General features: G+C 53.6%; 20 protein-coding genes. 11 read left to right on the top strand and 9 right to left on the bottom strand.

Annotated features, from left to right (window positions below; genetic code table 11):
• Positions 1-162: 162 nt before the first annotated feature.
• From glmU to groL, 5 genes are all read left to right on the top strand, one after another.
• On the top strand, positions 163-1,509 hold the full coding sequence (gene glmU, locus TH19_RS17015) for a bifunctional UDP-N-acetylglucosamine diphosphorylase/glucosamine-1-phosphate N-acetyltransferase GlmU (protein ID WP_114103557.1): 1,347 nt from the start codon (positions 163-165) through the stop codon (positions 1,507-1,509).
• A 90-nt stretch (positions 1,510-1,599) separates the two neighbouring features.
• Entirely contained in the window at positions 1,600-3,423 is a 1,824-nt protein-coding gene (gene glmS, locus TH19_RS17010) for a glutamine--fructose-6-phosphate transaminase (isomerizing) (RefSeq protein ID WP_114103556.1), read from the top strand.
• A 145-nt stretch (positions 3,424-3,568) separates the two neighbouring features.
• Positions 3,569-5,056 carry a hypothetical protein gene (locus TH19_RS17005; RefSeq protein ID WP_147250785.1) on the top strand — a complete coding sequence of 496 codons (1,488 nt, stop codon included), beginning with the start codon at positions 3,569-3,571 and terminating at the stop codon, positions 5,054-5,056.
• Positions 5,057-5,349: 293 nt separating this feature from the next.
• A complete protein-coding gene (groES, locus tag TH19_RS17000; protein WP_181846458.1) occupies positions 5,350-5,637 on the top strand; it encodes a co-chaperone GroES in 288 nt (95 codons plus the stop codon).
• A gap of 60 nt (positions 5,638-5,697) precedes the next feature.
• On the top strand, positions 5,698-7,350 hold the full coding sequence (groL, locus tag TH19_RS16995; RefSeq protein ID WP_114103553.1) for a chaperonin GroEL: 1,653 nt from the start codon (positions 5,698-5,700) through the stop codon (positions 7,348-7,350).
• Positions 7,351-7,493: 143 nt separating this feature from the next.
• Here the strand turns inward: groL and TH19_RS16990 are convergent, their stop codons facing one another.
• From TH19_RS16990 to TH19_RS16980, 3 genes are all read right to left on the bottom strand, one after another.
• Positions 7,494-9,416, bottom strand: coding sequence for a GGDEF domain-containing protein (locus TH19_RS16990; RefSeq protein ID WP_114103552.1), 1,923 nt, complete (start codon positions 9,414-9,416; stop codon positions 7,494-7,496).
• The gene (dctP, locus tag TH19_RS16985) at positions 9,413-10,408 is read right to left on the bottom strand and encodes a TRAP transporter substrate-binding protein DctP (RefSeq protein ID WP_181846457.1); all 996 of its coding nucleotides are present in this window, start codon (positions 10,406-10,408) and stop codon (positions 9,413-9,415) included. The genes TH19_RS16990 and dctP overlap by 4 nt, the downstream gene beginning before the upstream one ends.
• A gap of 173 nt (positions 10,409-10,581) precedes the next feature.
• Positions 10,582-11,676, bottom strand: a complete 1,095-nt coding sequence (locus tag TH19_RS16980) for an NADH:flavin oxidoreductase/NADH oxidase (protein ID WP_114103550.1) — start codon at positions 11,674-11,676, stop codon at positions 10,582-10,584.
• Positions 11,677-11,982: 306 nt separating this feature from the next.
• Here TH19_RS16980 and TH19_RS16975 point away from each other — a divergent pair, with 306 nt between their 5' ends.
• A complete protein-coding gene (locus tag TH19_RS16975) occupies positions 11,983-12,486 on the top strand; it encodes an Hsp20/alpha crystallin family protein (RefSeq protein WP_114103549.1) in 504 nt (167 codons plus the stop codon).
• A gap of 87 nt (positions 12,487-12,573) precedes the next feature.
• On the opposite strand, the gene TH19_RS16970 is transcribed toward TH19_RS16975, so the two are convergent.
• A complete protein-coding gene (locus tag TH19_RS16970; protein WP_309471254.1) occupies positions 12,574-13,701 on the bottom strand; it encodes a PLP-dependent cysteine synthase family protein in 1,128 nt (375 codons plus the stop codon).
• A 212-nt stretch (positions 13,702-13,913) separates the two neighbouring features.
• Between TH19_RS16970 and fliN the strand changes: the two genes are divergently transcribed.
• Positions 13,914-14,216 (top strand): flagellar motor switch protein FliN, encoded by a 303-nt coding sequence (gene fliN, locus TH19_RS16965; protein ID WP_114103547.1) that lies wholly within the window; start codon positions 13,914-13,916, stop codon positions 14,214-14,216.
• Between the two features lie 12 nt (positions 14,217-14,228).
• On the opposite strand, the gene TH19_RS16960 is transcribed toward fliN, so the two are convergent.
• From TH19_RS16960 to TH19_RS16950, 3 genes are all read right to left on the bottom strand, one after another.
• The gene (locus tag TH19_RS16960) at positions 14,229-14,951 is read right to left on the bottom strand and encodes a tetratricopeptide repeat protein (RefSeq protein ID WP_258548013.1); all 723 of its coding nucleotides are present in this window, start codon (positions 14,949-14,951) and stop codon (positions 14,229-14,231) included.
• Positions 14,952-15,152: 201 nt separating this feature from the next.
• Positions 15,153-15,509: a DUF2794 domain-containing protein gene (locus TH19_RS16955; protein WP_114103578.1), complete on the bottom strand. Its 357-nt coding sequence runs from the start codon at positions 15,507-15,509 to the stop codon at positions 15,153-15,155.
• A gap of 172 nt (positions 15,510-15,681) precedes the next feature.
• On the bottom strand, positions 15,682-16,107 hold the full coding sequence (locus tag TH19_RS16950) for a hypothetical protein (RefSeq protein WP_114103545.1): 426 nt from the start codon (positions 16,105-16,107) through the stop codon (positions 15,682-15,684).
• A 498-nt stretch (positions 16,108-16,605) separates the two neighbouring features.
• Between TH19_RS16950 and TH19_RS16945 the strand changes: the two genes are divergently transcribed.
• The 3 genes from TH19_RS16945 to der all read left to right on the top strand — a co-directional run bounded on the left by TH19_RS16945 (position 16,606) and on the right by der (position 20,308).
• A complete protein-coding gene (locus tag TH19_RS16945) occupies positions 16,606-17,256 on the top strand; it encodes a tetratricopeptide repeat protein (protein WP_114103544.1) in 651 nt (216 codons plus the stop codon).
• A 109-nt stretch (positions 17,257-17,365) separates the two neighbouring features.
• Positions 17,366-18,658, top strand: a complete 1,293-nt coding sequence (locus TH19_RS16940) for an outer membrane protein assembly factor BamB family protein (protein ID WP_258548012.1) — start codon at positions 17,366-17,368, stop codon at positions 18,656-18,658.
• Between the two features lie 111 nt (positions 18,659-18,769).
• A complete protein-coding gene (gene der, locus TH19_RS16935; protein WP_114103542.1) occupies positions 18,770-20,308 on the top strand; it encodes a ribosome biogenesis GTPase Der in 1,539 nt (512 codons plus the stop codon).
• A gap of 82 nt (positions 20,309-20,390) precedes the next feature.
• Here der and TH19_RS16930 read toward each other — a convergent pair whose 3' ends face one another.
• Positions 20,391-20,879, bottom strand: coding sequence for a c-type cytochrome (locus tag TH19_RS16930; RefSeq protein WP_114103541.1), 489 nt, complete (start codon positions 20,877-20,879; stop codon positions 20,391-20,393).
• 138 nt (positions 20,880-21,017) lie between these two features.
• Positions 21,018-22,055, bottom strand: coding sequence for an aldo/keto reductase (locus TH19_RS16925; RefSeq protein ID WP_114103540.1), 1,038 nt, complete (start codon positions 22,053-22,055; stop codon positions 21,018-21,020).
• 106 nt (positions 22,056-22,161) lie between these two features.
• Between TH19_RS16925 and TH19_RS16920 the strand changes: the two genes are divergently transcribed.
• The gene (locus TH19_RS16920; RefSeq protein ID WP_114103539.1) at positions 22,162-23,067 is read left to right on the top strand and encodes a LysR family transcriptional regulator; all 906 of its coding nucleotides are present in this window, start codon (positions 22,162-22,164) and stop codon (positions 23,065-23,067) included.
• The last annotated feature ends 31 nt before the right edge of the window (positions 23,068-23,098 follow it).

Below are 23,098 nucleotides of genomic sequence, written 5' to 3'. Positions count from 1 at the left end.
GCTAACAGGCGGTAACAAAACGTGATTCTTTATGGGCTTTTGCCGCAAGGGAATATGTTTTAAGACTTGCTGCAAATCAGATTATCCGTGTGGTTATCAATAGACATACACGATGCAAGAACAGGGGATGCTGCATTAAAAATGCGGCAAGCGGATTGATAAATGTCACTTGAATTAAGTGTTGTGGTTTTGGCAGCTGGTATGGGCACGCGCATGAAAAGCGCATTGCCCAAAGTCATGCACAAGGTTGCCGGTAAAACGATGGTCAATCACGTGATTGATACGGCGGCCAAACTCGATGCGGACAAGACCATGATTGTGGTTGGTCCGGATATGCCGAAACTGGTCGCAACCGTTGCCCCGCATCCTACGTTCGAACAAACGGATCGTCTGGGGACTGCCCATGCTGTTCTGGCTGCAAAGGATGCTTTGGCCGGTCTTTCGGGCAATGTTCTTGTGCTTTATGCCGACAGTCCGCTTTTTACCGTCGAAACACTTGAGCGTCTTGTTAGCGCCCGCGAGGCAGGCGACCATGCGGTTGCTGTTCTGGGTTTCCGTCCGGATGATCCCGCCGGTTATGGCCGTTTGGTGACGGACGTAACATCGGGGGAACTTCTGGCGATTGTGGAAGACAAGGAATGTGATGCTACCCAGCGTGCGATCAATTTCTGCAATTCCGGTGTCATGTGCTTCCGCGCCGAAGATATGCTTGCCACACTTGAAGCGATTGATAACGCCAATGCCAAGGGCGAGTTTTATTTGACCGATGCGGTGGCGGTTGCGCGCGCAAAAGGCCACAGTTGCGTCGCCATTGAAGTGGACGAGGAAGAAACACTTGGTGTTAATTCCCGTGCGCAGCTTGCGGTGGCAGAGGCCATCATGCAGGACCGTTTGCGCAAGGCGGCAATGGAAGGCGGCGCGACCCTGATTGATCCGGCGTCAGTATTCCTGTGTGCGGATACCAAAATTGGCCGCGATGTGATTGTTGAACCCAATGTCGTGTTTGGCCCGGGTGTGACGGTTGGCGACAACGTTGTGATCAAGGCGTTCAGTCACCTTGAAAGCTGCAATGTCGGGGAAGCCGCGGATATCGGGCCTTATGCCCGTTTGCGTCCGGGGGCTGAAATCGGTGCCGGTGCCAAGGTTGGCAACTTTGTCGAGATCAAGAAGGCCGTTGTCGAAGACGGGGCCAAAGTCAATCATCTGAGCTATATCGGCGATGCCCGGGTCGGTGCCAAGGCCAATATCGGTGCCGGTACGATCACGTGTAACTATGACGGTTATCGCAAGCAACACACAGATATCGGGGCTGGGGCCTTTATCGGTTCCAACTCTGCCCTTGTCGCACCGGTTGAAATCGGTGACGGCGCGATTGTCGGGGCCGGAAGCACGATCACCGGAAAAGTCGAAGCCGATGCCCTGACGCTAACCCGTGCAGAGCGCATTGAAAAAGCAGGATGGGCCGCCAAGTTCCGCGAAAAAATGCGGGCCCTGACCGGCAAGAATTAATCCGGATACCGGAACTTGAATTTGCTGTGCGCCGGGGTGGTTGGCATGGCGGAAATTAAAAAAGCGATTTGAACCAGGAACATAACAAATATGTGCGGCATTATCGGGATTATCGGCAAGGACAGCGTCAGCGAACGAATTCTTGAAGGGCTTAAGCGCCTTGAATATCGTGGCTATGACAGTGCGGGGATTGCTACGCTTGTGAATGGCGATATTGAACGCCGCCGCGCTGAAGGCAAATTGATTAACCTTGCCAATCGTCTGGAGCAAAGCCCGCTTGCAGGTGATGTCGGGATTGGCCACACCCGTTGGGCAACCCATGGTGTTCCGACCGAAAACAATGCGCACCCCCATACCGATGGCAAAGTGGCGGTTGTTCACAACGGCATCATTGAAAACTATCAGGAAATCAAGGCAGAGCTGACCGCCAAGGGCCGCGTCTTTGCCACTGAAACCGATACTGAAGTCGTTGTGCATCTGGTGTCTGATTTCATCGATCAGGGTAAATCGCCGCGTGATGCGGTTGCAGCCACCTTGCATCGCATCGAAGGTGCCTTTGCGTTGGTGATCATGATTGCCGGTCATCATGATGTGATCTTTGGTGCGCGCCGCGGAACGCCGCTTGCGGTTGGTCTTGGCGAAGGCGAAATGTATCTGGGTTCTGATGCCATGGCGCTGTCGCATCTGACTAACAAGCTGATTTACCTTGAAGAAGGCGACTGGGTCGAAATGACCCGTGACAGCGTTCAGGTCCGTGACGAGAATGATGTTGATGTCACCCGCGAAACCAAACTGTCGGCCGTGTCGGGCGCCATGATGGGCAAGGGCAACTACAATCACTTCATGCAGAAGGAAATCTTCGAGCAGCCAGCCGTGATTGGCGATACCCTGCATGCCTTTATCAATCCGGCGACCCAGACGATCAAGCTGCCGGATATGCCGTTCTCGTTTGCCGATGCGACCCGCCTGACGATTGTGGCCTGTGGCACGTCATTCTATGCTGGCTTGGTGGCAAAGCACTGGATCGAACGTTATGCCGGTCTTGGTGTTGATGTCGATGTGGCGTCCGAGTTCCGTTATCGCTGTCCGCCACTGCCAAAGGGCGGTGTTGCCCTGTTCATTTCGCAGTCTGGCGAGACGCTTGATACTCTGGCTGCCCTTCGCTATGCGAAGTCCAAAGGACAGAAAATCGTTTCCATTGTGAACGTGCCCGAAAGTACGATTGCACGCGAAAGCGATGTTGTCCTTCTGACCTATGCCGGCCCGGAAATTGGCGTTGCCTCGACCAAGGCATTTACCACGCAGCTTACCGTTCTGGCATGCCTTGCTGTCACCATCGGTCGTGAAAACGGCACGCTTGCCAAGGATGAAGAAGCCGCCATCGTCAATGCCTTGACCGAAGTGCCGAAACATGCGGCCGAAGTCCTGCATCATGATGAGGCCCTTAAAAAGCTGGCACTTGATATCGCCGATGCGCGCGATGTTCTCTATCTCGGTCGTGGTCTTGGTTATCCGATTGCGATGGAAGGGGCCCTTAAGCTTAAGGAAATTTCCTATATCCATGCCGAAGGTTATGCCGCAGGCGAGATGAAGCACGGCCCGATTGCCCTGATCGACCAATCGGTTCCGATCATTGTCATTGCACCGTCTGACGAGCTGTTTGAAAAAACCGCCTCGAACATGCAGGAAGCTGCGGCACGCGGTGGCCGCGTGATCTTTATTTCCGATGCGCCGGGACTTGCAAAACTTGGCGATATGGCATCGGCGACGGTTGAACTGCCAAAGGTCGCCGATTTCGTGGCACCGATCCTTTACACCATTCCGGTTCAGATGCTGGCCTATCACGTTGCTGTCCACAAAGGCACCGACGTTGATCAGCCGCGCAACCTTGCGAAATCGGTTACGGTCGAATAAGACCCTCTGCCAACCGAACAAGATCAAGCCGGGTGCAAAAGCATCCGGCTTTTTTTGTTTCAGATCGCCAATCGCACAATGATTGGCGATGTGCGACACTGCCATGTCGAACAGGTTGCGGAATGCAATGCAGATGGTTGGGAAAATGCGTTCAGGTTTGGTTGCAAGAATTGCTGGTGGCGGGGTTCTGACAGTTTTAATTGCGGGGCTGGCTGGTTGTGCGTCCGGCCCTGTCGTGACCGCCGACATTTCACAAATGTCCTGCTCGGCCCAACTTGCATATGTCGATATGCAGGTTGATAAGCGCGAACTCAGGAATGCCGAGAATTCTCCAGTCGCGGGATATCCGTTTTTACGCGCAAATCGCAATTCTGTCCTGATGGGCAAACAAATTGGGGCGGCGATTTCAGAGGGGCAGGCGGCGGATGTCCTTTTTGCGGATTGGGTGGCGCAAATGCGGACGCTTGACCGCGAAGCGCGCATCAGTGAGTTACGGAATCTGTCGGACGCGGAACTGTCAGCATCACAAATTGAAACCTGTGCAGAGAAATTGGCGTCCGCACTTGAGCTGGATGATTATGATGACCTCTCAAAGGTGGTTTTCGTTCCGGATGACTATCTTGATTTTCAGCGGATTGCCGGGTTCTACCCGCTAACCGCCTTTGCCGCCCATTTTGGGTATGAAGGCTGGAAACGCGACAATCTGGGTAGCTTTGACCTTGCTCCAGAGGCATTGCTTGAGCGTGGAGCATGGCAGAGCTATCAGTGGATTGGCCGGGGTGACACAGGATCATCAAGTCTTGCTGTGCAGAAAATCAAAAAGGATGGCTTTGGGCGTTTGATCCTGACAGTGGCGGAGCTTGAACGACTTGCCCAAGCATATGTCCCGGAATTTAGTGTCCTGACAAAGTCGGATAGCGACCGGATAGGCCATCCGGCTTTGCAAGCCCGGGGTGCACAAGCCGATGTTGATGTCGAACAACCTGCGATCTTTTATCGACTGAGCCACACATGGTTTAGCGGCCAATGGCATCCACAGATCATTTATTCCGTCTGGTTTTCAGAGCGTCCGTCGCAAGGCATGTTTGATATTCTTGCCGGAAATCTTGATGCCCTGATCTGGCGCGTGACCCTTGATGACGATGGAACGCCATTGATTGCAGACACCATTCATGGCTGCGGATGTTATCACCTGTTTTTCCCAAGCTCGTCCCTGCGCCGGATCGAGGTCCCCGAGGACGGGGATATTCGCGAAACAGCGGAAAGCCCGGCAGGGCCGGTTGATCCATCCATCCTGAGGCAACCTGTTCTCTGGATCGATGCTATCAGTCATTATCTGTTGGCGGTGACGCCTGCGCGTAACAGTGAAGTGCTTCACAGTGTCGCATCAACCCTTGTGCCCGAACAGGAATTGGGGCGCATCGCGCTTGGGGATGGAACCGGTTATGCCAGCCTTTATAATGAAAACGGCTTTGTTCCCAGTACAGAGAGGCTGGAACGGTTTATTCTGTGGCCGTTGGGCATCGATAAACCTGGTGCCATGCGTCAGTGGGGGCACCATGCAACGGCCTTTGTCGGACGGCGGCATTTTGATGAGCCGGAACTGTATGGACGCTATTTCGTGCCGCGATGACCACTTGTGTTCGGCCAAAGGTGCGTTATTTTTTGCGACAAGGGGTTGTGCCCGCAGGCGGAAAATGTTGTGATCGGCAGCCCTTTTCGGATCAGGCTTTTCACCTGCGTAAATCCGGTGCCAAATGCGTAGAAATCGTGACATTTCCGCGTCTTTTTGTATCTCCCTATTGACTTTGAACAGGCACTTCAATAAATGCTGTTAGCACTCGCCGGGGGTGAGTGCTAATACGGGCTCATCCCGGTTAGTCGTAGTTTTAAACGAGCCTTAGCTTTAACACGGAGTTGTCTAAAATGAAGTTCCGTCCGCTGCATGATCGCGTCCTGGTACGTCGTGTCGAGTCCGACACCAAGACTGCCGGTGGCATCATTATTCCGGATACCGCCAAAGAAAAACCGCAGGAAGGCGAAATCGTCGCTGTTGGTTCTGGCGTTCGCAAAGAAGATGGCTCGGTCGTAGCCCTCGACGTCAAAGCAGGTGACAAAGTCCTGTTCGGCAAATGGTCCGGCACCGAAGTAAAGGTCGACGGCGAAGAGCTGCTGATCATGAAAGAGTCCGACATTATGGGCATCATGGAATAAGTCAGCCCTTTGGGTGACTTAAGTCCACGTTCATCCGTCTCATAGAGAGGAAAGAATATTATGGCTGCTAAAGAAGTAAAATTCTCCACCGACGCACGCGCTAAAATGCTGCGTGGTGTCGACATCCTGGCAGACGCTGTCAAGGTGACCCTCGGCCCGAAAGGTCGTAACGTTGTTATCGAGAAGTCCTTTGGCGCTCCGCGCGTAACCAAGGACGGTGTTTCGGTCGCCAAAGAAATCGAACTTTCTGACAAGTTCGAAAACATGGGCGCACAGATGGTTCGCGAAGTCGCGTCGAAAACCGCCGATCTGGCTGGTGACGGCACCACCACCGCAACCGTTCTGGCACAGGCAATCGTTCGTGAAGGCAACAAGTCCGTTGCTGCTGGCATGAACCCGATGGACCTGAAACGCGGTATCGATCTGGCAACTGCCAAAGTTATCGAATCCATCTCTGGCCGTGCACGTAAAGTTGCTGGTCGTGACGAGATCGCACAGGTTGGTAACATCTCTGCAAACGGTGACCGTGAAGTTGGCGACATGATCGCTGAAGCCATGGAAAAAGTTGGCAACGAAGGCGTTATCACCGTTGAGGAAGCCAAAGGCCTGCACACCGAACTCGACGTTGTCGAAGGCATGCAGTTCGACCGTGGTTACCTGTCTCCGTACTTCGTAACCAACCCGGAGAAAATGGTTGCAGACATGGATGCTCCGTACATCCTGCTCTTCGACAAGAAAATCTCCTCGCTGCAGCCGGTTCTTCCGCTGCTCGAAGCTGTTGTTCAGACCGGCAAGCCGCTTCTGATCATTGCTGAAGACATCGAAGGCGAAGCTCTGGCAACCCTGGTTGTCAACAAGCTGCGCGGTGGTCTGAAAATCGCTGCTGTTAAAGCACCGGGCTTCGGCGACCGTCGTAAAGCCATGCTCGAAGACATCGCCATCCTTACCGGTGGCCAGGTTGTCTCCGAAGACCTCGGCATCAAGCTGGAAAGCGTTACGCTTGACATGCTCGGTACCGCAAAATCGGTCACCATCAGCAAAGAAGAAACCACCATCGTTGATGGCGCTGGTGAAAAAGCACAGATCGAAGGCCGTGTTGCCCAGATCCGCGCCCAGATCGAAGAAACCACCTCTGATTACGATCGTGAAAAACTGCAGGAACGTCTCGCGAAACTCGCTGGCGGTGTTGCTGTGATCAAAATCGGTGGCGCTTCGGAAATCGAAGTTAAAGAACGCAAAGACCGCGTTGACGATGCTCTGCATGCAACCCGTGCAGCTGTTGAAGAAGGCATCGTTGCTGGTGGTGGTACGGCTCTGCTGTACTCTGTCCGCGCGCTCGAAGGTCTCGAAGGTGAAAACCATGACCAGACCATCGGTGTTGACATCGTTCGTCGTGCCCTTCAGGCACCTGTTCGTCAGATCGCAACCAACGCTGGCGTAGACGGCGCGGTTGTTGCTGGCAAACTGCTTGAGCAGGACGACATGGAGTTTGGTTATGACGCTCAGAAGGGCGAATACACCAACCTGATCAAAGCTGGCATCATCGACCCGGCCAAAGTTGTTCGTACTGCCCTGCAGGACGCTGCTTCGGTTGCTGGTCTGCTGATCACCACCGAATGCATGATCGCCGAGAAAGCCGAAGACAAACCGGCTGGCGCACCTGACATGGGTGGCATGGGTGGTATGGGCGGCATGGGTGGCATGGGCTTCTAAGCCTTACCAACCAACCGACCTTGCACTACGAGAAGGGCCAGGGCCCCGCAATCGCGGGGCCCTTTTTGTTTGTGCGCTTGGGATGCTCTTTGTTTGGTGCGGTCATGCCGACACACGACCATCCGACAACCAAGATGATGCAATCAGTTGGCAACCGTGCTCAAGGTGTGTTGCTGGGCAAGATCGACATCAATCAGGGCCGGTGCGCAATGGATGCGGTCACGTCCCAAATTCTTTGCTTGATAAAGTGCCCAGTCAGCCCGCTTTAAGGTGTCTTGGGGAAGTTCATTATCCCGATAGGCAGCAACACCAGCACTTATCGTAACATCGATAAGATGGCCTTCGGCAAAGATTGGTTCCGCGCAAACATTCTTGCGGATGCGTTCTGCCAATGCCGCCCCGGCGGTACAATTGTTCTGGGGCAGCAGAATGACGAATTCTTCGCCACCAAGCCGGAAAAGCAGCTTTTCTTCTTCGAACCGCAAGGCGCGCGAGGTGATTTCGCAAATTCGTTTAAGGACGATATCGCCACAATCATGACCATATGTGTCATTGACCCGTTTGAAGTGATCAATATCAAGCATGATCATACAATAGGGCATGTCGGTTCGCAGTGTTAGCGCATGGGTGCGCCTGGCGTGATCCTCAAATGCTGCGCGGTTCAGAAGGCCGGTGAGGGGATCGTGCTGGGCCTTGAATTCCAGATCAATGCGTTTGAGTTTCTGATGATGGATGTTTTTCACCAGTCCGATCATGCGTTTAGGCGCTTGGTCCTTGTCCCATTCGATTACTGATCCGCTGTGGCTAAACCAGTTCCATTGATCTTCCGAGCCGACATGCATTCGGGCTTCAACTTCAAAGGCCGGTTTGTCCCCCTTGATATGTTCGGCGATTGCGGCATCGAACTGCTTGCGATCATCTGGATGAATGCGGTCCTTGAAGCTTTCAAAGGTCAGGCAAACTTCGCCATGATGCAGTTCCATCAACCGGTACAGGTTGTCGGAGTAATATCCGGCATCCTTGGTGAAGTCCCAGTCCCAAAGACCTTGGCCGGTACTGTCGAGCGAGAATTGCAGGCGCTTGTCGAGTTCAAGGCGTTTAAGTTCGTTCTTGTGTTTGGCTTTGCGATCAATGCGAATTTGCAGGATCAGGAACAGGGTAACCGCGATAACAACAAGTGCCGCAATAAAGGCGGTTTGGCGCGTTGCGTAATAGTTGTCCATAAAGCCTTCGACAGGGACCTGCATAAAGATTGTGATCGGAAGACCGTCAAGGTTTTGGCGCGCCATCACAAAGTCACCAAACAGGGCGACGCCACCGGTGTCAATTTCACTCGTGCCGGTCGTCAGGTTCCAGAACGCATCTTCCTGACGGGCCGTAAACCATTTGGTTTCCCCGCCATAGGAAGATTGGGCTTCTGCCAGAAGGTTGTCGGTATTAAGGGTCGCAACCCGCATCTTTGACCCGGCAAGGAACCGTTCAAGCGGCGTGTCTTCATACGGGTTTTCGATGGCCAGAAGGACCATGATCACGCCAAGAAACGTTCCGTCGGGCGACCAGATGCCGCGTTCGACCGCAAAATATCCCGGTTTCATGCCAAGGTCTTTTGAAGACCTGAAGGCTGGTTCAATCCATGCATCCCGGTGGCGGGCCAGGATTTCTTCAATCGGCAAGTTCCTGCTGGCATGTTCAAAGAAGGTGAATTCGTGTGCGACTTTGCCGCTGGCGTCAAACAGGATGTAACCGGCCAGATTATTGTCGTCCTTGATCATGGTCGACAATTGCCGTTCCAAGTCATAGTAGGGGACAATTACGGCTTCCCGTGCGGCCATCAGGGCGGCGTTGTCCGCCTTGATCAGAATACTGGCCAGATTGCCGCTATAGGTCGTGATCGCAAAGCCGGTGCTGTCAATTGCCCGTTGCTGTGCATTTTCCCGTTCGCTGGTCGTTTGCCAGGTCATCAGAAACAGGATGCCCAGCAGCAACCCGATAGACAGAAAGACGCTGAGGAACTGTTCATCAAGGATACGACGCCAGCCCGATGGTTTTGTTTTATAGACCATCATTTTTCCCCCGCGATCTGTGTCAGGGTATTCAGTGCTTCTTTCGAGATGCCAATGGTTTTGGCCAAGTCCACCTGATGACGCAGAAGGTCAAGGCGTTGATGGCTGCGTTCAGCCTCGTCGGGGGCGACGATTTCAACATTGTTTTGGGCTGCGGTGATCAGCGATGCCTGTTGATGAGTGATCGCCTGTTTGCGACCTTCATCGACCATTTCTTCCCAAGTCCGCAAGATGGTTTCGCGAACCGTTGGTGACAGACGTGCCCAGATATCTTGTGACATCAAGGGCATGTAGAACGGATAGTAGGAGTGACTCAGAAATGCATGTGCAATTCCGTGTTCCCAAAGTGCGGCACTGACAACTGTGCTGGTGGTGGTCAGAAGCCCGTCAATTTCCTTGCGATCAAGGGCCTCGGGAACGTCGGGCCACGGGATCAGGACCGGAATGGCACCAAGTTCCTTGAGATGCAAGGCATTACCTTCGCCACCGGCATAGCGAATACGTAACCCGCGCAGATCATCGAAATGATTGATCGATGCTTCGCGTGTGAAGATATGGGCAGGGCCAAGATCAAGCCATCGGCCGATTACCCGGACATTCAGGTTTTTTTCGATTGCATGGTTCAGACGCACCCCGAAATCACTGTCCACAAGTTCGCGAACGGCTTGGGAATCAAGCCCCATAAAACTCGGAAGCAAAAGGGCATTCAGGTCCGGGGCAAAACGGCCAAGATGCCAGATTCCCGGTGCAGCAATTGCAATGCGTCCGCTTGAAAGGGCTTCGGCGACGTCTCGGTCCTTGAAGGCCTGTGCAGAATGGACAACCCGGAATTTGTGTTCGCTGATCGAACTGTTCAGGGCTTTGGCGAAATCTTCCAGAAATATGGTTTGAAAGTGATCGGCTGTATTTTCAGTCGAAATCAGTATTTCGGCACTTTTGGCGTTCAGGGACAGCGCCATGCAAAAGGCAAATACAACAACGCGGAAAACGGGCATCTCACTTCCAGTCCTTGGCGAAAACCTGCGCGGCTCCATGGTTTGCACAGGTTGTTTTGAATTATTTCAGATTGACGCCAAGGTATGGGAGAGACCGATAGGTATCCTTGATATAAGTCAAGGATACCTATCCAATGGTTTAGTTTTTTCTCTGAACGGCTAGGGTGGAAGGATCAGCCGAAAAGTTTCTTCAGGCTGCGGGGCTGACAGCGCAGATATTGCGGTGCTGCTTTGACTTCCGCACCCAGTGTTGCCGCGGCATGCCACGGCCAGCGCGGGTCATACAGAATGCCACGTGCAAGGGCGATGGCATCGGCCTGACCGGTAAAGGTGATGGCTTCTGCCTGTTCTGCCTCGGTGATCAGACCAACCGCAATGGTCGTCATGCCGGTTTCAGCTTTGATACGGGCGGCAAAAGGAACCTGATAATTCGGGCCAAGCGGGATTTTCTGATCGATATGCAGTCCACCGGACGAAACATCGATAAAGTCACAACCGCGTGCATGAAGGATTTTGGCCAGTTCGACGCTTTGATCAATATTCCAGCCGTCATCAACCCAGTCAGATGCGGAAATGCGTATGCCAAGCGGATAGTCGGTGCCGACCTCGGCGCGCACGGCATCATAGATTTCCACAACGAGGCGAATACGGTTTTCAAAGGACCCGCCATATTCGTCGTCACGTTTGTTGGCATGTGGCGACAGGAATTGATGCAGCAAGTAACCGTGTGCGGCATGAAGTTCGATGGCATCAAAACCGATACGGATCGAACGTTTTGCACTTTCGACAAAGGCCTGGACAATCTCTTTGACCCGCGACTTTGACAGGGCTTCGGGGACCTGATCACCGTCACGGAAAGCAATGGCCGACGGGCCGCAGACCTGCCAGCCATTGGCGTGTTCCGGTGCAAGGACATGACCGCCAAGCCAGGGCTTTTCACAAGATGCCTTGCGGCCCGCATGGGCAAGCTGAATGGCAATCGGCATATCGGAATGGCTGCGGATTGCGGAGATGGTCTTGTTAAGGGCGGCTTCGGTTTCATCATCCCACAGGCCGACATCGGCATAGGTGATCCGGCCTTCGGGTTCGACGGCCGTTGCTTCGATGATCAGCAATCCGGCACCGGATTGGGCAAGATTGCCCAGATGCATCGGGTGCCAGTCGGTGGTTTTGCCGTTATCAGCGGAATATTGGCACATCGGGGCAATGACAACGCGGTTATCAATGGTCAGCGTGCCCAGCGATAGCGGGGAGAAAAGGGTGCTCATGGCTCTTCCTTATAGAGGAGGTCGACCATCGGGCCGACAAACAATGGCATGAAGCTAATCTGCTATGGGGGTGAGTGCCAGTCTCAGTTTCGAATTTTCTGAAAAAGCCAGTCCGGCAAACGGGTTGCGCGGGGCGATGGGGCAGGTTCATCAAAAAAAATCAAAAAAATGCATCGATCCACTTGCGGAAAAAATCCAGCGATCTATCTCAAGGGTGCAAAGGGGCATGGTGCCCTGATACGCGTCAAGGTTGCAGCCTGGTCTGGACTTATGGCGCAAGAATACTCGTCTTAACGGAGGGTAATTATGACTGGTCTTCAGACTCTTAATGGATCCGCACGTCGTCTTGCATCTGCACCGACCTATGGTGATCCATTCTCGCTTATTTCCCGTGATTTTGATCGTGTGATCGGTTCGATTTTTGGTGATCGTGCCGCAGCTTCCAAGCTGCAGGCCGATGGTCAGGAAGCAGCCAAAACCCTTTTGAGCCCGCGGATCGATATTCACGAAGCCGATGATCACATTGAACTGTCCGCCGAACTCCCCGGTGTCGAGCAGGATGATGTCGATGTGTCGGTTCTTGAAGGTGTCCTGACGATTACCGGCGAAAAGAAGTCCGCCCGGGAATCCAGTGAAGGGGCCCGCATTGTCGAACGCAGTTTCGGCAGTTTCAAACGGTCATTCCGTCTGAATGATACGGTTGATGTGGATAACATCACGGCATCGTTCAAAAATGGTGTTCTTGTTCTGACTCTCCCCAAAGTAGCAGAACAAAAGCCCGAGCCGCGCAAGATTACTGTCAGCGGCTAAATCTCTTGTCTCTCCTCCCCTGAGAAGCTTTCTCTGTGTTGCCTGACGGGCGGTTTAACCGCCCGTCTTTTTTTGTTTGGTGCCTGATCAGACACGGGCATAGCCGGTCTGATGTTCAAGCGGCATCTCAAACAGGCCGGTTTCATCAAACTGTTCCAGTGCCTTTGTCCATGGGGAAAGGTCGATATTCTGGGCAGCGATCCAGTTCGGATTGTAATAGGTGTCGCAATAGCGATCCCCGCCATCACACAGCAATGTGACGACTGAACCGGTTTGGCCGGCTTTCTTCATCTCGGTGATAAGTGCCAGCGTGGCAATCAGGTTGGTGCCCGTGGACCCGCCACAGCGACGCCCAAGATGACGTTCGAGATAGGCCAGTGCCGCAAAGCTTGCCGCATCGGGAATGCGATACATGCGATCAACCACGGTGGGGTTGAAGCTTGGTTCGACGCGGGGACGGCCAATACCCTCGACACGCGATCCTTTTGTTCCGGTGACCGAGCAATCCCCGCTTTCATAGGCATCATAGAACATCGAGTTTTCCGGATCGGCAACGCAAAGCTCGCAGCCATTGCCCAAGGTCCGGCCATACCGGATATAGCGTCCGATGGTCGAAGACGTGCCGCCAGTGCCCGCGCCCACAACGATCCAGCGCGGAACCGGGTGAGGTTCACGCTTAAGCTGATCAAAGATGCTTTCGGCGATGTTGTTGTTGCCGCGCCAGTCGGTGGCGCGTTCGGCAAAGGTGAACTGATCCATGTAATGACCGTCAAGTTCACGGGCAAGGCGCTGGGATTCTTCGTAAATCTGGCCACTGTGATCGACCAGATGGCTTTCGCCACCGTAAAAGGCAATCTGGTCAATTTTCTGCTGTGAGGTTGATTTCGGCATCACGGCAATGAAACGCAGGCCAAGCAGACGGGCAAAATAGGCTTCTGATACGGCGGTTGAGCCGCTTGACGCCTCGATCACCGGGGTGTCTTTGGTGATCCAGCCATTGCACAGCCCATACAAAAACAGTGACCGCGCCAGACGATGCTTGAGGCTGCCCGATGGATGGGTCGACTCATCTTTCAAATACAGTCCGATGCCATCAAGTTTTGGCAGATCAAGACGGATCAGATGTGTGTCGGCGGAGCGATTGAAATCAGCTTCGATTTTGCTGATGGCGTCAGCCACCCATTGGCGGTCATATGTCATGTAACGTCCAGACATCAGATTGGATCACGGAAAAACGACCATTGGTGGCCGCGGATGGGCATTTGTGTAGGGGATTATAATACAAAAAACTACCGTGAAATTGTGTCGATACATTTTGCCGGTCATCAGATTTTTAAGAGATTGGGCTTGCTAACACTTTTTTCAAAGCTAACCTTTAAGATACAAGGTTCCCGATTCTTCCGACCTGACTGGATGGGCCGATAATCATGGCTGATGACGATAGAGATCCGTTTTCCAAGCGACATGGCGCATCTGAAATAGGTGCGGCTTATGACGTGCCGGTGCGCGTATCAACCGTGATCGGCAAAAGCCAGATTCAGGTGGCGCAATTGATGCGTCTGACCCGCGGTGCGGTTCTTGAACTTGATCGTCGCGTGGGGGAGCCGGTTGATATTTACGTCAATAACCGCTTGGTCGCCCGTGGCGAACTGGTTGTGGTTGACGAAAACCTTGGTGTGACAATCACTGAAGTTGTCAAAACCGGTACGGTTATCGAAACCCACCACTAAGCGGATTTACAGTTAGTTCGGGATGAAACCTTCGGCGTGAAGTCGTTTGTCGACCCGGGTAATTTGATCTGAACGCAGGCGGGCTTCCAGTGTTGCAGTCGCGCCAATCGGATCCATCGGTATTTCCATTTCAACACCGGGCGGCAAGGTGATCGGCCCCAGTGTCGCACGCCGCAGCCAGTAATAGGCTTCTTCGCGGTTTTCTTCCCGTCCCCAGCCACGTTCCAGCATCGCCCCAAACATGAATTGGGCTGCGTGATGATTGGTGTTGGCGGCCAGTTCAAAATATCGGGCGGCTTCGACAAAGTTTTGCCGCGCACCGCGTCCATGAAAATACTGGGCGCCGATCAAATAGGCGGCATCGCCATTTTTCGGATCGGCCTCAAGGGCGCGCTTGAAATATTGGGTGGCACGAAACTGGTCATAGTGAAGGCCATGACCATTGAAGTACAAAAGGCCGATATAGTAGATCGCGCCGCTATGATTGGCGTTTGCGGCCTTTTGGAACCATTTGGCGGCCTCGACATAATCAGGGTGCCCAATGTCGCCGCGATAATTCATCAGGCCCAGCGCGTATTGCGCATAGGGATCATCTTTGAGTGCGGCGACTTCCCAGCTTTGTCTAGCCTCTTTGAAATCACCGGATTTATAGGCGTAGTAACCGGTCTGATATTCCCGGCTCATTGTCGCACTTTGTACGACGGGTACAGATGCCAGCAAAAGCGCGCCGGTCATTGCTGTGATCTTTAATTTTCGGGGAATAGCAAAGGCCAAAGGACGCACGTTCATATCCGTATTCAAAAAAGTCGTATTCAGCACAATCAATTGGGGTGTCTGGAAAACCGCCTATATCGTCAGGTGGGATCAGATTTCCGCAACCGGTGACAGCCGCATAAATCAGATATCGGAATGCGGCTCATTGATATGGATATGTGTTCAGGAATTATTTTTAAACAGCGGGACGACCTTGCGCGCGCGCTTTTCAATGGCATCAAGCACATTCATGATATCGGAGCTTTGCTTGATCCTCTCGCCGCTATGCAATGCAAGATACTGCCCGGCATTTTGATGTTCGCTGCTAAGCTTGATAACGGTGAAAAGCGGTGTCTCGTGGGTCGAGCGGAAGATGGAAAACATTGCCATCCCGTCGAGATGATCAATCGCATAGTCGCGCCAGGCACCACTTGCGACCTGCCGGGAATAGGTGTTCATGAGCCGCATAAGTTCAGACCGGTCAAAATGAACAAAGCTTTTGGCTTTGCGGTATTTTGCCAAATCGAACAGTGTTCCCATGTCATTCTCCGGCCATGTGATCGTCTGATCGTCCGGCTCTGAAAAACAGAACATGACAACCATATGACACGGTATCGCGGATTGGCTTCTGTCTCAAGTTTCAATGGACAAAAACCGGTTCACAATAATCGTGACCGGTTTGAATATCCCTGAGATATCAGAAGGCTGACAGTTACAGGCTGCGTGACCGGGTAGGGGGCCAGTCAACGGTCTGTGCGCCGGTGTTATAGGGATCAGGCGTGCGATAGCAGCTGACAGCTGCAAGCGTACGATAGCAATAAAGTGGTGTTTCCGGCACCGGGTCCTTTTTGCAATAGGACTTGCCGTCGATTTTGCGAATGGTCGAGCAATCCTTGCCGGTCGAAAGCGACACAACATGGTCGACCAGCGTTTTGTCGGTATTGATGATACTGATCACGTCAAAGGCCAGATACCATTCGCCGCCGGTAAAGATGTGCGTACCGGTGATGTCAGACATTGTGGTGCTGCAACCTGCAACCCCCGAACCCAGCAAAGCCGCAAATAATCCTGCCAGAATACGCTGTCGAATGACGCGCTTGGCATCGAACCGGCTATACACTTTTTGACAACGTCCCATGGTGTCTCCGTCCCTTCACCGGGCAAATTTGACCGATGAACTTGTGAAATCTGTTCCCTTGCCGGATATCAAAGCAATCACTGTGCCGGAATTGTCGTGATTTTCTTCTAAACCTGCAATATGGGCAAAGTTGTTTTAATTTCAGCCGTTTCTTGCGCGATCAATTTGTATTTTTGTGATGTCGATAACACGCAAAGAAAATGCAAACCGGCGCTTTGGAACCTGTTGCAGGGGCCGAACGGGCAATTCTTTCCCTGTTTGGTGCAATGTGCCGCTTTTTTGCCCCAATGGCAGGGTTTGTCTCGATGCGAAAATTCAAAAATCCAGGGTCGAGACAGGCGCTAAACCGCCAATCTTGCAAAATAATCGACCGAATGCCCTGATTGGCTTCGAGCAGACTTGACCCTGTGCGTGCTGGCGCGTTAAATCCTTGCCAGAATTAATTCAGATAAGCGGGCAGGTTGCCCGCTTTATTGTGACCGGATTGGAGCCGTTTTCGTGGTTGATATTTTCCAGGAAGTCGAAGAAGACCTGAAGCGCGAACGCACAGAAGCCCTGTGGCGCAAATACGGGAAATATGTCATCGGCACTGCTGCTGTGATTGTTTTGGGTGTTGCCGGTCGTGAAGGCTGGAAAACCTACGAGCAGACCACCAGCATCGAAAATGGCACCCGCCTTGCCAATGCTGTTGAGCTGGCAAATGCAGGTGACGATAAACAGGATGCCGCGCTAGAGGCGCTTGATGCGATCATCGCGAACGGCAATGCCGGTTTTGTTGCCCTTGGTCATTTCCAGAAGGCTGCTGTTTACCTGCGCGCCGGTGCGGCCCCGTCTGCGATCACCGAACTGGAAGCCGTTGCCGGTAACGCTGACATTGATCAGGTTTACCGTGACCTTGCCGTCGTTCAGATTGCGATGAACAGTGCCAATGAAACCAACGCCAAGGACATGATTTCCCGTCTTGAGCCGATCGCTGTGCCGGAAAATGCCTGGTACTATTCGGCGCGTGAAATGATTGCCCTGCTGCATGTTGCGGCTGGTGAAATTGATGCGGCCAAGCCGCTTCTGACCGAGATTGCCGATGACAGCGAAGCCCCGTCGGGTATGCGCGCACGTGCAAGCGAACTTCTCAAGGCCGTTGGTGCCTAATCAGGGCCAGCACGCCTGACCGGAATGCCGGTCAGGCATGATGACAGCTTTTTCAGAGGAAACGGTTTTGACCACACGCGGTATTAAGTCAGTTCTGTGCGTAATGGGAATGACGGGCCTTTTGGCCGGGTGTTCTGGATGGCTTGGTGGCAACGAAGCGCCGCCATTGCCGGGCGAACGTATTTCGGTTCTTGCCCTGCAAAGCACGGTTCAACCTGATCTTGAGTTGTCTGACCAGCGTGTGATCCTTCCTGAACCCGAGCCAATGGTCGACTGGCCGCAGAATGGCGGTATTCCAAGCCATGCCCTGCACCATGTCGGGCTTGATAACGATGTTCTCAAGCAGGACTGGTCGGTTGGTATTGGCGACGGATCAATGGATGACAACCTGTTGCTTAATCAGGCGATCATCGCGCGTGGTGTGATCTTTACCATTGATGCCAGTGCCGAGGTTCGCGCCTTTGCCGCAACGTCGGGCAAACGCATCTGGTCACTTGAATTGACACCGGAAGACGAAGAAGACAGCACGCTTCTTGGCGGCGGTCTTGCCTATGAGCAGGGCATTGTCTATGCGACCACCGGCTTTGCCGAAGTTGTCGCGATTGATGCGCCCAGTGCAACGGTTCTGTGGCGTACTCAGGTCAGTGCGCCGATGCGCTCTGCGCCGACAGTGCGTGGCGGGCGTGTTTTCGTCATTACCGTTGATAACCAGACCATTGCCCTTAACGCGATGACCGGTGAAACACTTTGGAACCATCGTGGTGCATCCGAAGGTGCGTCATTTATCGGTGGTGCCAGCCCGGCGGTGGATCAGGGCGTTGTGATTTCGGCCTATTCGACCGGCGAGATGTATGCGCTTCGCGTTGAAAACGGTCAGGTGATCTGGTCCGATGCCCTTGCCGGTGCCGGGCGTACCGATGCGGTGTCGGCGATTGCCGATATTCGTGGCCTTCCGGTGATTGATGATGATCTTGTGATTGCCACAAGTAACGCCGGTTTGACCGTTGCGATTGACCTTCGGACCGGTTATCGGGTCTGGGAATTGGAGGCCGGCGGCATCCAGTCGCCATGGGTGGCCGGCGATTACGTATACCTGCTAACCAACACAAATGATCTGATTGCCTTGCGTCGGAAGACCGGACAGGTTAAATGGGTGACGGTTCTGCCACGTTTTGTCGATCCCGAAGACCAGGAAGAGCCGATTGTCTGGACAGGTCCGGTACTGGTCGGTGACAGGTTGATCGTAGGTAACGAGCAGGGCGAAGTGATGACTGTTTCCCCTTATAGCGGTGACATTCTCGGCAAGGACGAAGTTTCCGGGCCGATCACATTGCCGCCATCAGTTGCGGGTGACAGCCTTTACTTCCTGACTGCGGATGCCGATCTAATCGCATATCGCTGATCAGTTAGAACAGAGTTTTTCGCAAGGTTTCCTTGCAGGATTTGCGATGCGCCGAGGGCAGTGAAAGCCGTCGGCGCATAACGCCTTTTATAACGAGAGTCTGAAAGTCAGATGTCGCTTAAAGTTGCCATTATCGGTCGCCCCAATGTCGGGAAGTCGACCCTGTTTAACCGTCTGGTCGGCAAAAAGCTTGCCCTGGTCGATGATCAGCCCGGTGTCACCCGCGACCGCCGCTATGGCAAGGCGCGTCTGGGCGATATGTCCTTTGACGTGATCGATACCGCCGGTCTGGAAGAAGCATTCGATGATTCCGTCGAAGGCATGATGCGCCAGCAAAGTGAAAAGGCGTTCGAGGAATGCGATGTCGCGCTGTTCCTGATCGACGCCCGTGCTGGTTTGACCCCGCTTGATAACCACTTTGCCGATTGGCTGCGTAAGCGCCACAAACCGGTTTATGTCATCGCCAACAAACACGAAGGCAGGGATCAGGATCCCGGCCTTTACGAGGCCTATGGCCTTGGTCTTGGCGAAGTAGCACCGATCTCGGCCGAGCATGGTCTGGGCATCGAGCTTATTTATGACATTCTTGAACCGCATTGGGACGCATGGAAACACCGTCAGCGCGTCGCCAAGCAGCATGCCCGCGATGCCGCCATCGAGGCACTGGAAGAAGCCGCAGGCGAAGCGGATGACGATTTCGATGATCTGATTGATGTCGATGGCTTTGCCGATGATGAAGGCGAAGTTTTCCCGTCCTATGAAATCGAATTCAGCGAAGACGATGAAGACGAAGACGGCGAGTTGATCGTCGAAGGTTCGCGCGATAACTCCAAAATTCAGTTGGCGATTGTTGGCCGTCCGAATGCCGGTAAATCGACCCTTCTGAACCAGCTGCTGGGTGAAGAACGCGTTATGACAGGCCCGCAGGCCGGCCTTACCCGTGACTCGATTGCGGTTGACTGGTCCTATGAAGGGCGTCCGATCCGTCTGGTCGATACCGCGGGTATGCGCCGCAAGAAGAAGATTGATGACCGCGTTGAAAAGCTGTCGGTTGCCGATACCCTTCGCGTGATCCGTTATGCGCAGGTTGTTGTTCTGATGCTTGATGCGACCAACACGCTTGACAAGCAAGACCTGACGATCGCGCGTATGGTGCTTGAAGAAGGCCGTGCCTTGATCATTGCGGTCAATAAGTGGGACGCGATCAAGGACAAGGCAGGGGTCATGCAGGAACTGCGTGACAAGCTTGATGTGTCCTTTGCACAGGCGCGCGGCATTCCGGTTCTGACCTTCTCAGCCCTGACCGGGCGCGGGACCGACAGCCTGATGCCGACGGTTCTTGATATCCACGATATCTGGAGCCGCCGTATCCCGACCTCGCAGCTGAACCGCTGGCTTGAAGCAACCACCGAGCGTCACTTGCCGCCGGTTATTTCTGGTCGTCGTATTCGTCTGCGTTACATGACCCAGGCGAAATCGCGTCCGCCAAGCTTCTTTATCAACTGCTCCAAGGCGGCCGAACTGCCCGAAAGCTATACGCGCTATCTGATCAATGGTCTGCGCGAAGATTTCGATATGCCGGGCGTTCCGATCCGTATCTATCTGCGCAGCAGTGATAACCCTTATGCGAACAAGAAAAAGAAACGCTAGTTTCCAAGGTTCTTGTGCCTGAAACGATCAAAGCCGCCCCCGAGAAATCGGGGCGGCTTTTTCATTTCCGATACAGGTCCGGTCAGTTTTTGGGGATCGACGGGCCGTTATCAATGATTTCTTTGATGTGATCCGGAAGGTTCGCCTCGGTGAAGCTTTCCTGTGCTTCGCTATTTTGGACAAAGGCATAGATATCAGCCAGATCCTGTCCCGAGAAATCCACCTGATAGCCCAGGTCGGCCCGCTGCAAATGCAACATCGCGTCGGCACCGCGCCACATGCGGGCGAAAAATTCAAATGGGTTGCGCGATTGTTCAATATTGCTGGCATCAAGGCTGGGGCCAATGTCACCGCCGACATTGTTGACCGTATGGCAGACCACGCAGCCACGTTCCGCAAACAGGTCCTTGCCGCGTTCTGCGTCCATCTGGGGAACTTCGATCAAAGATGGATCATCTTGCGCTGCAAGCGCCTCTGAGGCCGATAGAAGGGGGATTGTCGCCAGAATGGCAAGTGTCAGGCCAAAGGCCCCCAAGGGCCGGAAAACGCGATTGTGATCAGCCAGTTTCATGGCAAGTCCCAGATTGTTGGTTGCGGGTTGCCGCCATGCTAACGACCCGGAGCGGGTAAATGCAATCAATTGATGATGCTTGCAAAGTTTAAATATGTTCCCGGGTGAACGACAGGAACGATCACCCGGGAAAACAACTTAGTGCGTACTTGGCGGATTAAGCAGCGCAAAGCCATCCTGGGTGTAATAGGGATAGTGCGGATAGGGCGGTGTGCGTTCACTTACCCGGTTCAGACGGGCGATCTGATCATCGCCAAGCGACCAACCGACGGCGCCAAGATTATCAATCAGCTGTTGCTGATTGCGGGCCCCGATGATGACCGATGAAACAGTCGGACGTTGCAACAGCCAGTTAATCGCGACTTGCGGGACCGTCTTTTCGGTTTCAATGGCGATCTCGTCGAGCACATCGATGATGTCATAAAGTTTTGCATCATCAACGGGCGGGCCGAACTGACTGGTTTCATGCAAGCGGCTTTGGGTGGGGGCAGGTTTATGGCGGCTGATCTTGCCGGTCAGACGTCCCCAGCCAAGCGGGCTCCAGACCAGGGCGCCAAGTCCCTGATCGGTGCCAAGGGGCATCAGGTCCCATTCATAATCCCGGCCAACCAGCGAATAATAGACCTGGTTTGCGACATAGCGTGGCAGGTTGTGTTGTTCGGCAATCGACAGCGACTTCATGATTTGCCATCCCGCGAAGTTCGACACCCCGATATAGCGAACCTTGCCTGACCGGATCAGGTGATCAAGGGTGACAAGAACCTCCTCGATCGGCGTATGGGCGTCAAAGGCGTGAAGCTGCAATAGATCGATGTAATCGGTACCAAGCCGTGCAAGTGCCTGTTCGGTTCCGGTAATCAACCGTCCGCGCGTGGTGCCATAATCATTGGGCCCGCTGCCCATCGGCAGGCCGAGCTTGGTCGATATCATGACTTGATCGCGTCGGCCCTTGATTGCTTGGCCAAGAACTGTTTCAGACGCGCCATCGGAATAAACATCGGCACTGTCAAAAAGGTTGGCCCCGTATTCGAGGCAGATATCAATCAGGGACGCTGCTTCGCGGGCATCGGTTGTTCCCCAGTTTGAAAAAAGTGGTCCTTGCCCGCCAAAAGTCCCGGTGCCCAGTGAAAGAGCCGGTACGCGCAAGCCTGATCGGCCCAGTTGTCTGTATTCCATATCCAGTCTCCTGACAGATGATCATTTGAACTGCGCCGAATATGGACAGAAGAAAGATTTTCAACTAGTACGACCCAAGGAACATTATTTGTGAGTTCAATTCCATATGGCGCGTCTTGACACAAACCGGTCGGGGGAAATGGAAGTCTATGTCCGCGTTGTTGAACGCGGCGGGTTTTCAGCAGCGGCACGTGACTTCAATATGACCCCGTCAGCGGTCAGCAAGCTTGTCGGGCGGCTTGAAACACGCCTTGGTGTCCGTCTTTTCAATCGTTCGACCCGCAAGCTGCACCTGACGCCAGAAGGACAGCGGTTTTATGATCGTTCCGTTGGGGTTCTTGCCGATCTGACAGCGGCCGAGGACGAAGCCACCCGTGCTGTGCAACCACGAGGACGCCTGCGCGTCACTGTCAATCTGCCGGTCGGACTTTTCCGGATTCTGCCACTTGTTCCGACATTCCAGACGCAGTTTCCTGATATCGATCTGGATATTACGGTAAGTGACAAGGTTGTTGATCTGTATGAAGAACGGGCCGATATCGCGATCCGCAGTGGTCCACTGCAATCTTCGGGGCTGATTGCGCGTAAACTTGGACAATGCCGCATGGTGATTGTTGCTGCACCGGACTATCTCGACCGGTTTGGTCGACCGGAAACTGTTGGGGCACTCGATCAACACCGGTTGATTGGATACAACTTTGCCCGTGTGATCAGCGAATGGCCCTTTGACGTTAAAGGTGACATCAAGACCGTGATGCCTGGCGGCAAGCTATGTGTCGGGGACGCGGAAAGTGCGCGGCAATTGGCGATTGCCGGGGGTGGTATCGCCCGATTGGCGGTGTTTCATGTTCGCGATGATGTGGTGGCAGGCAAATTGGAAGTCCTGCTTGATGAATTCAATCCGGGCGGTGGCGTTGATATTCACGCAGTCTATGTCGGGCAGGGCGGGCATATGCCAGCCAGGGTAAGGGCATTCCTTGATTTCTGTATTGAAAATGTCGACCTGAACTGAAAAAGGCCAGACAGTTTGTCTGGCCTTTCGA

Origin of the sequence: Thalassospira profundimaris (assembly GCF_003326675.1) — a bacterium.
Lineage (GTDB): Bacteria > Pseudomonadota > Alphaproteobacteria > Rhodospirillales > Thalassospiraceae > Thalassospira > Thalassospira aquimaris.
Note: the sequence above shows the minus strand (reverse complement) of the source record. Positions and strands in the feature narration are given on the sequence as shown.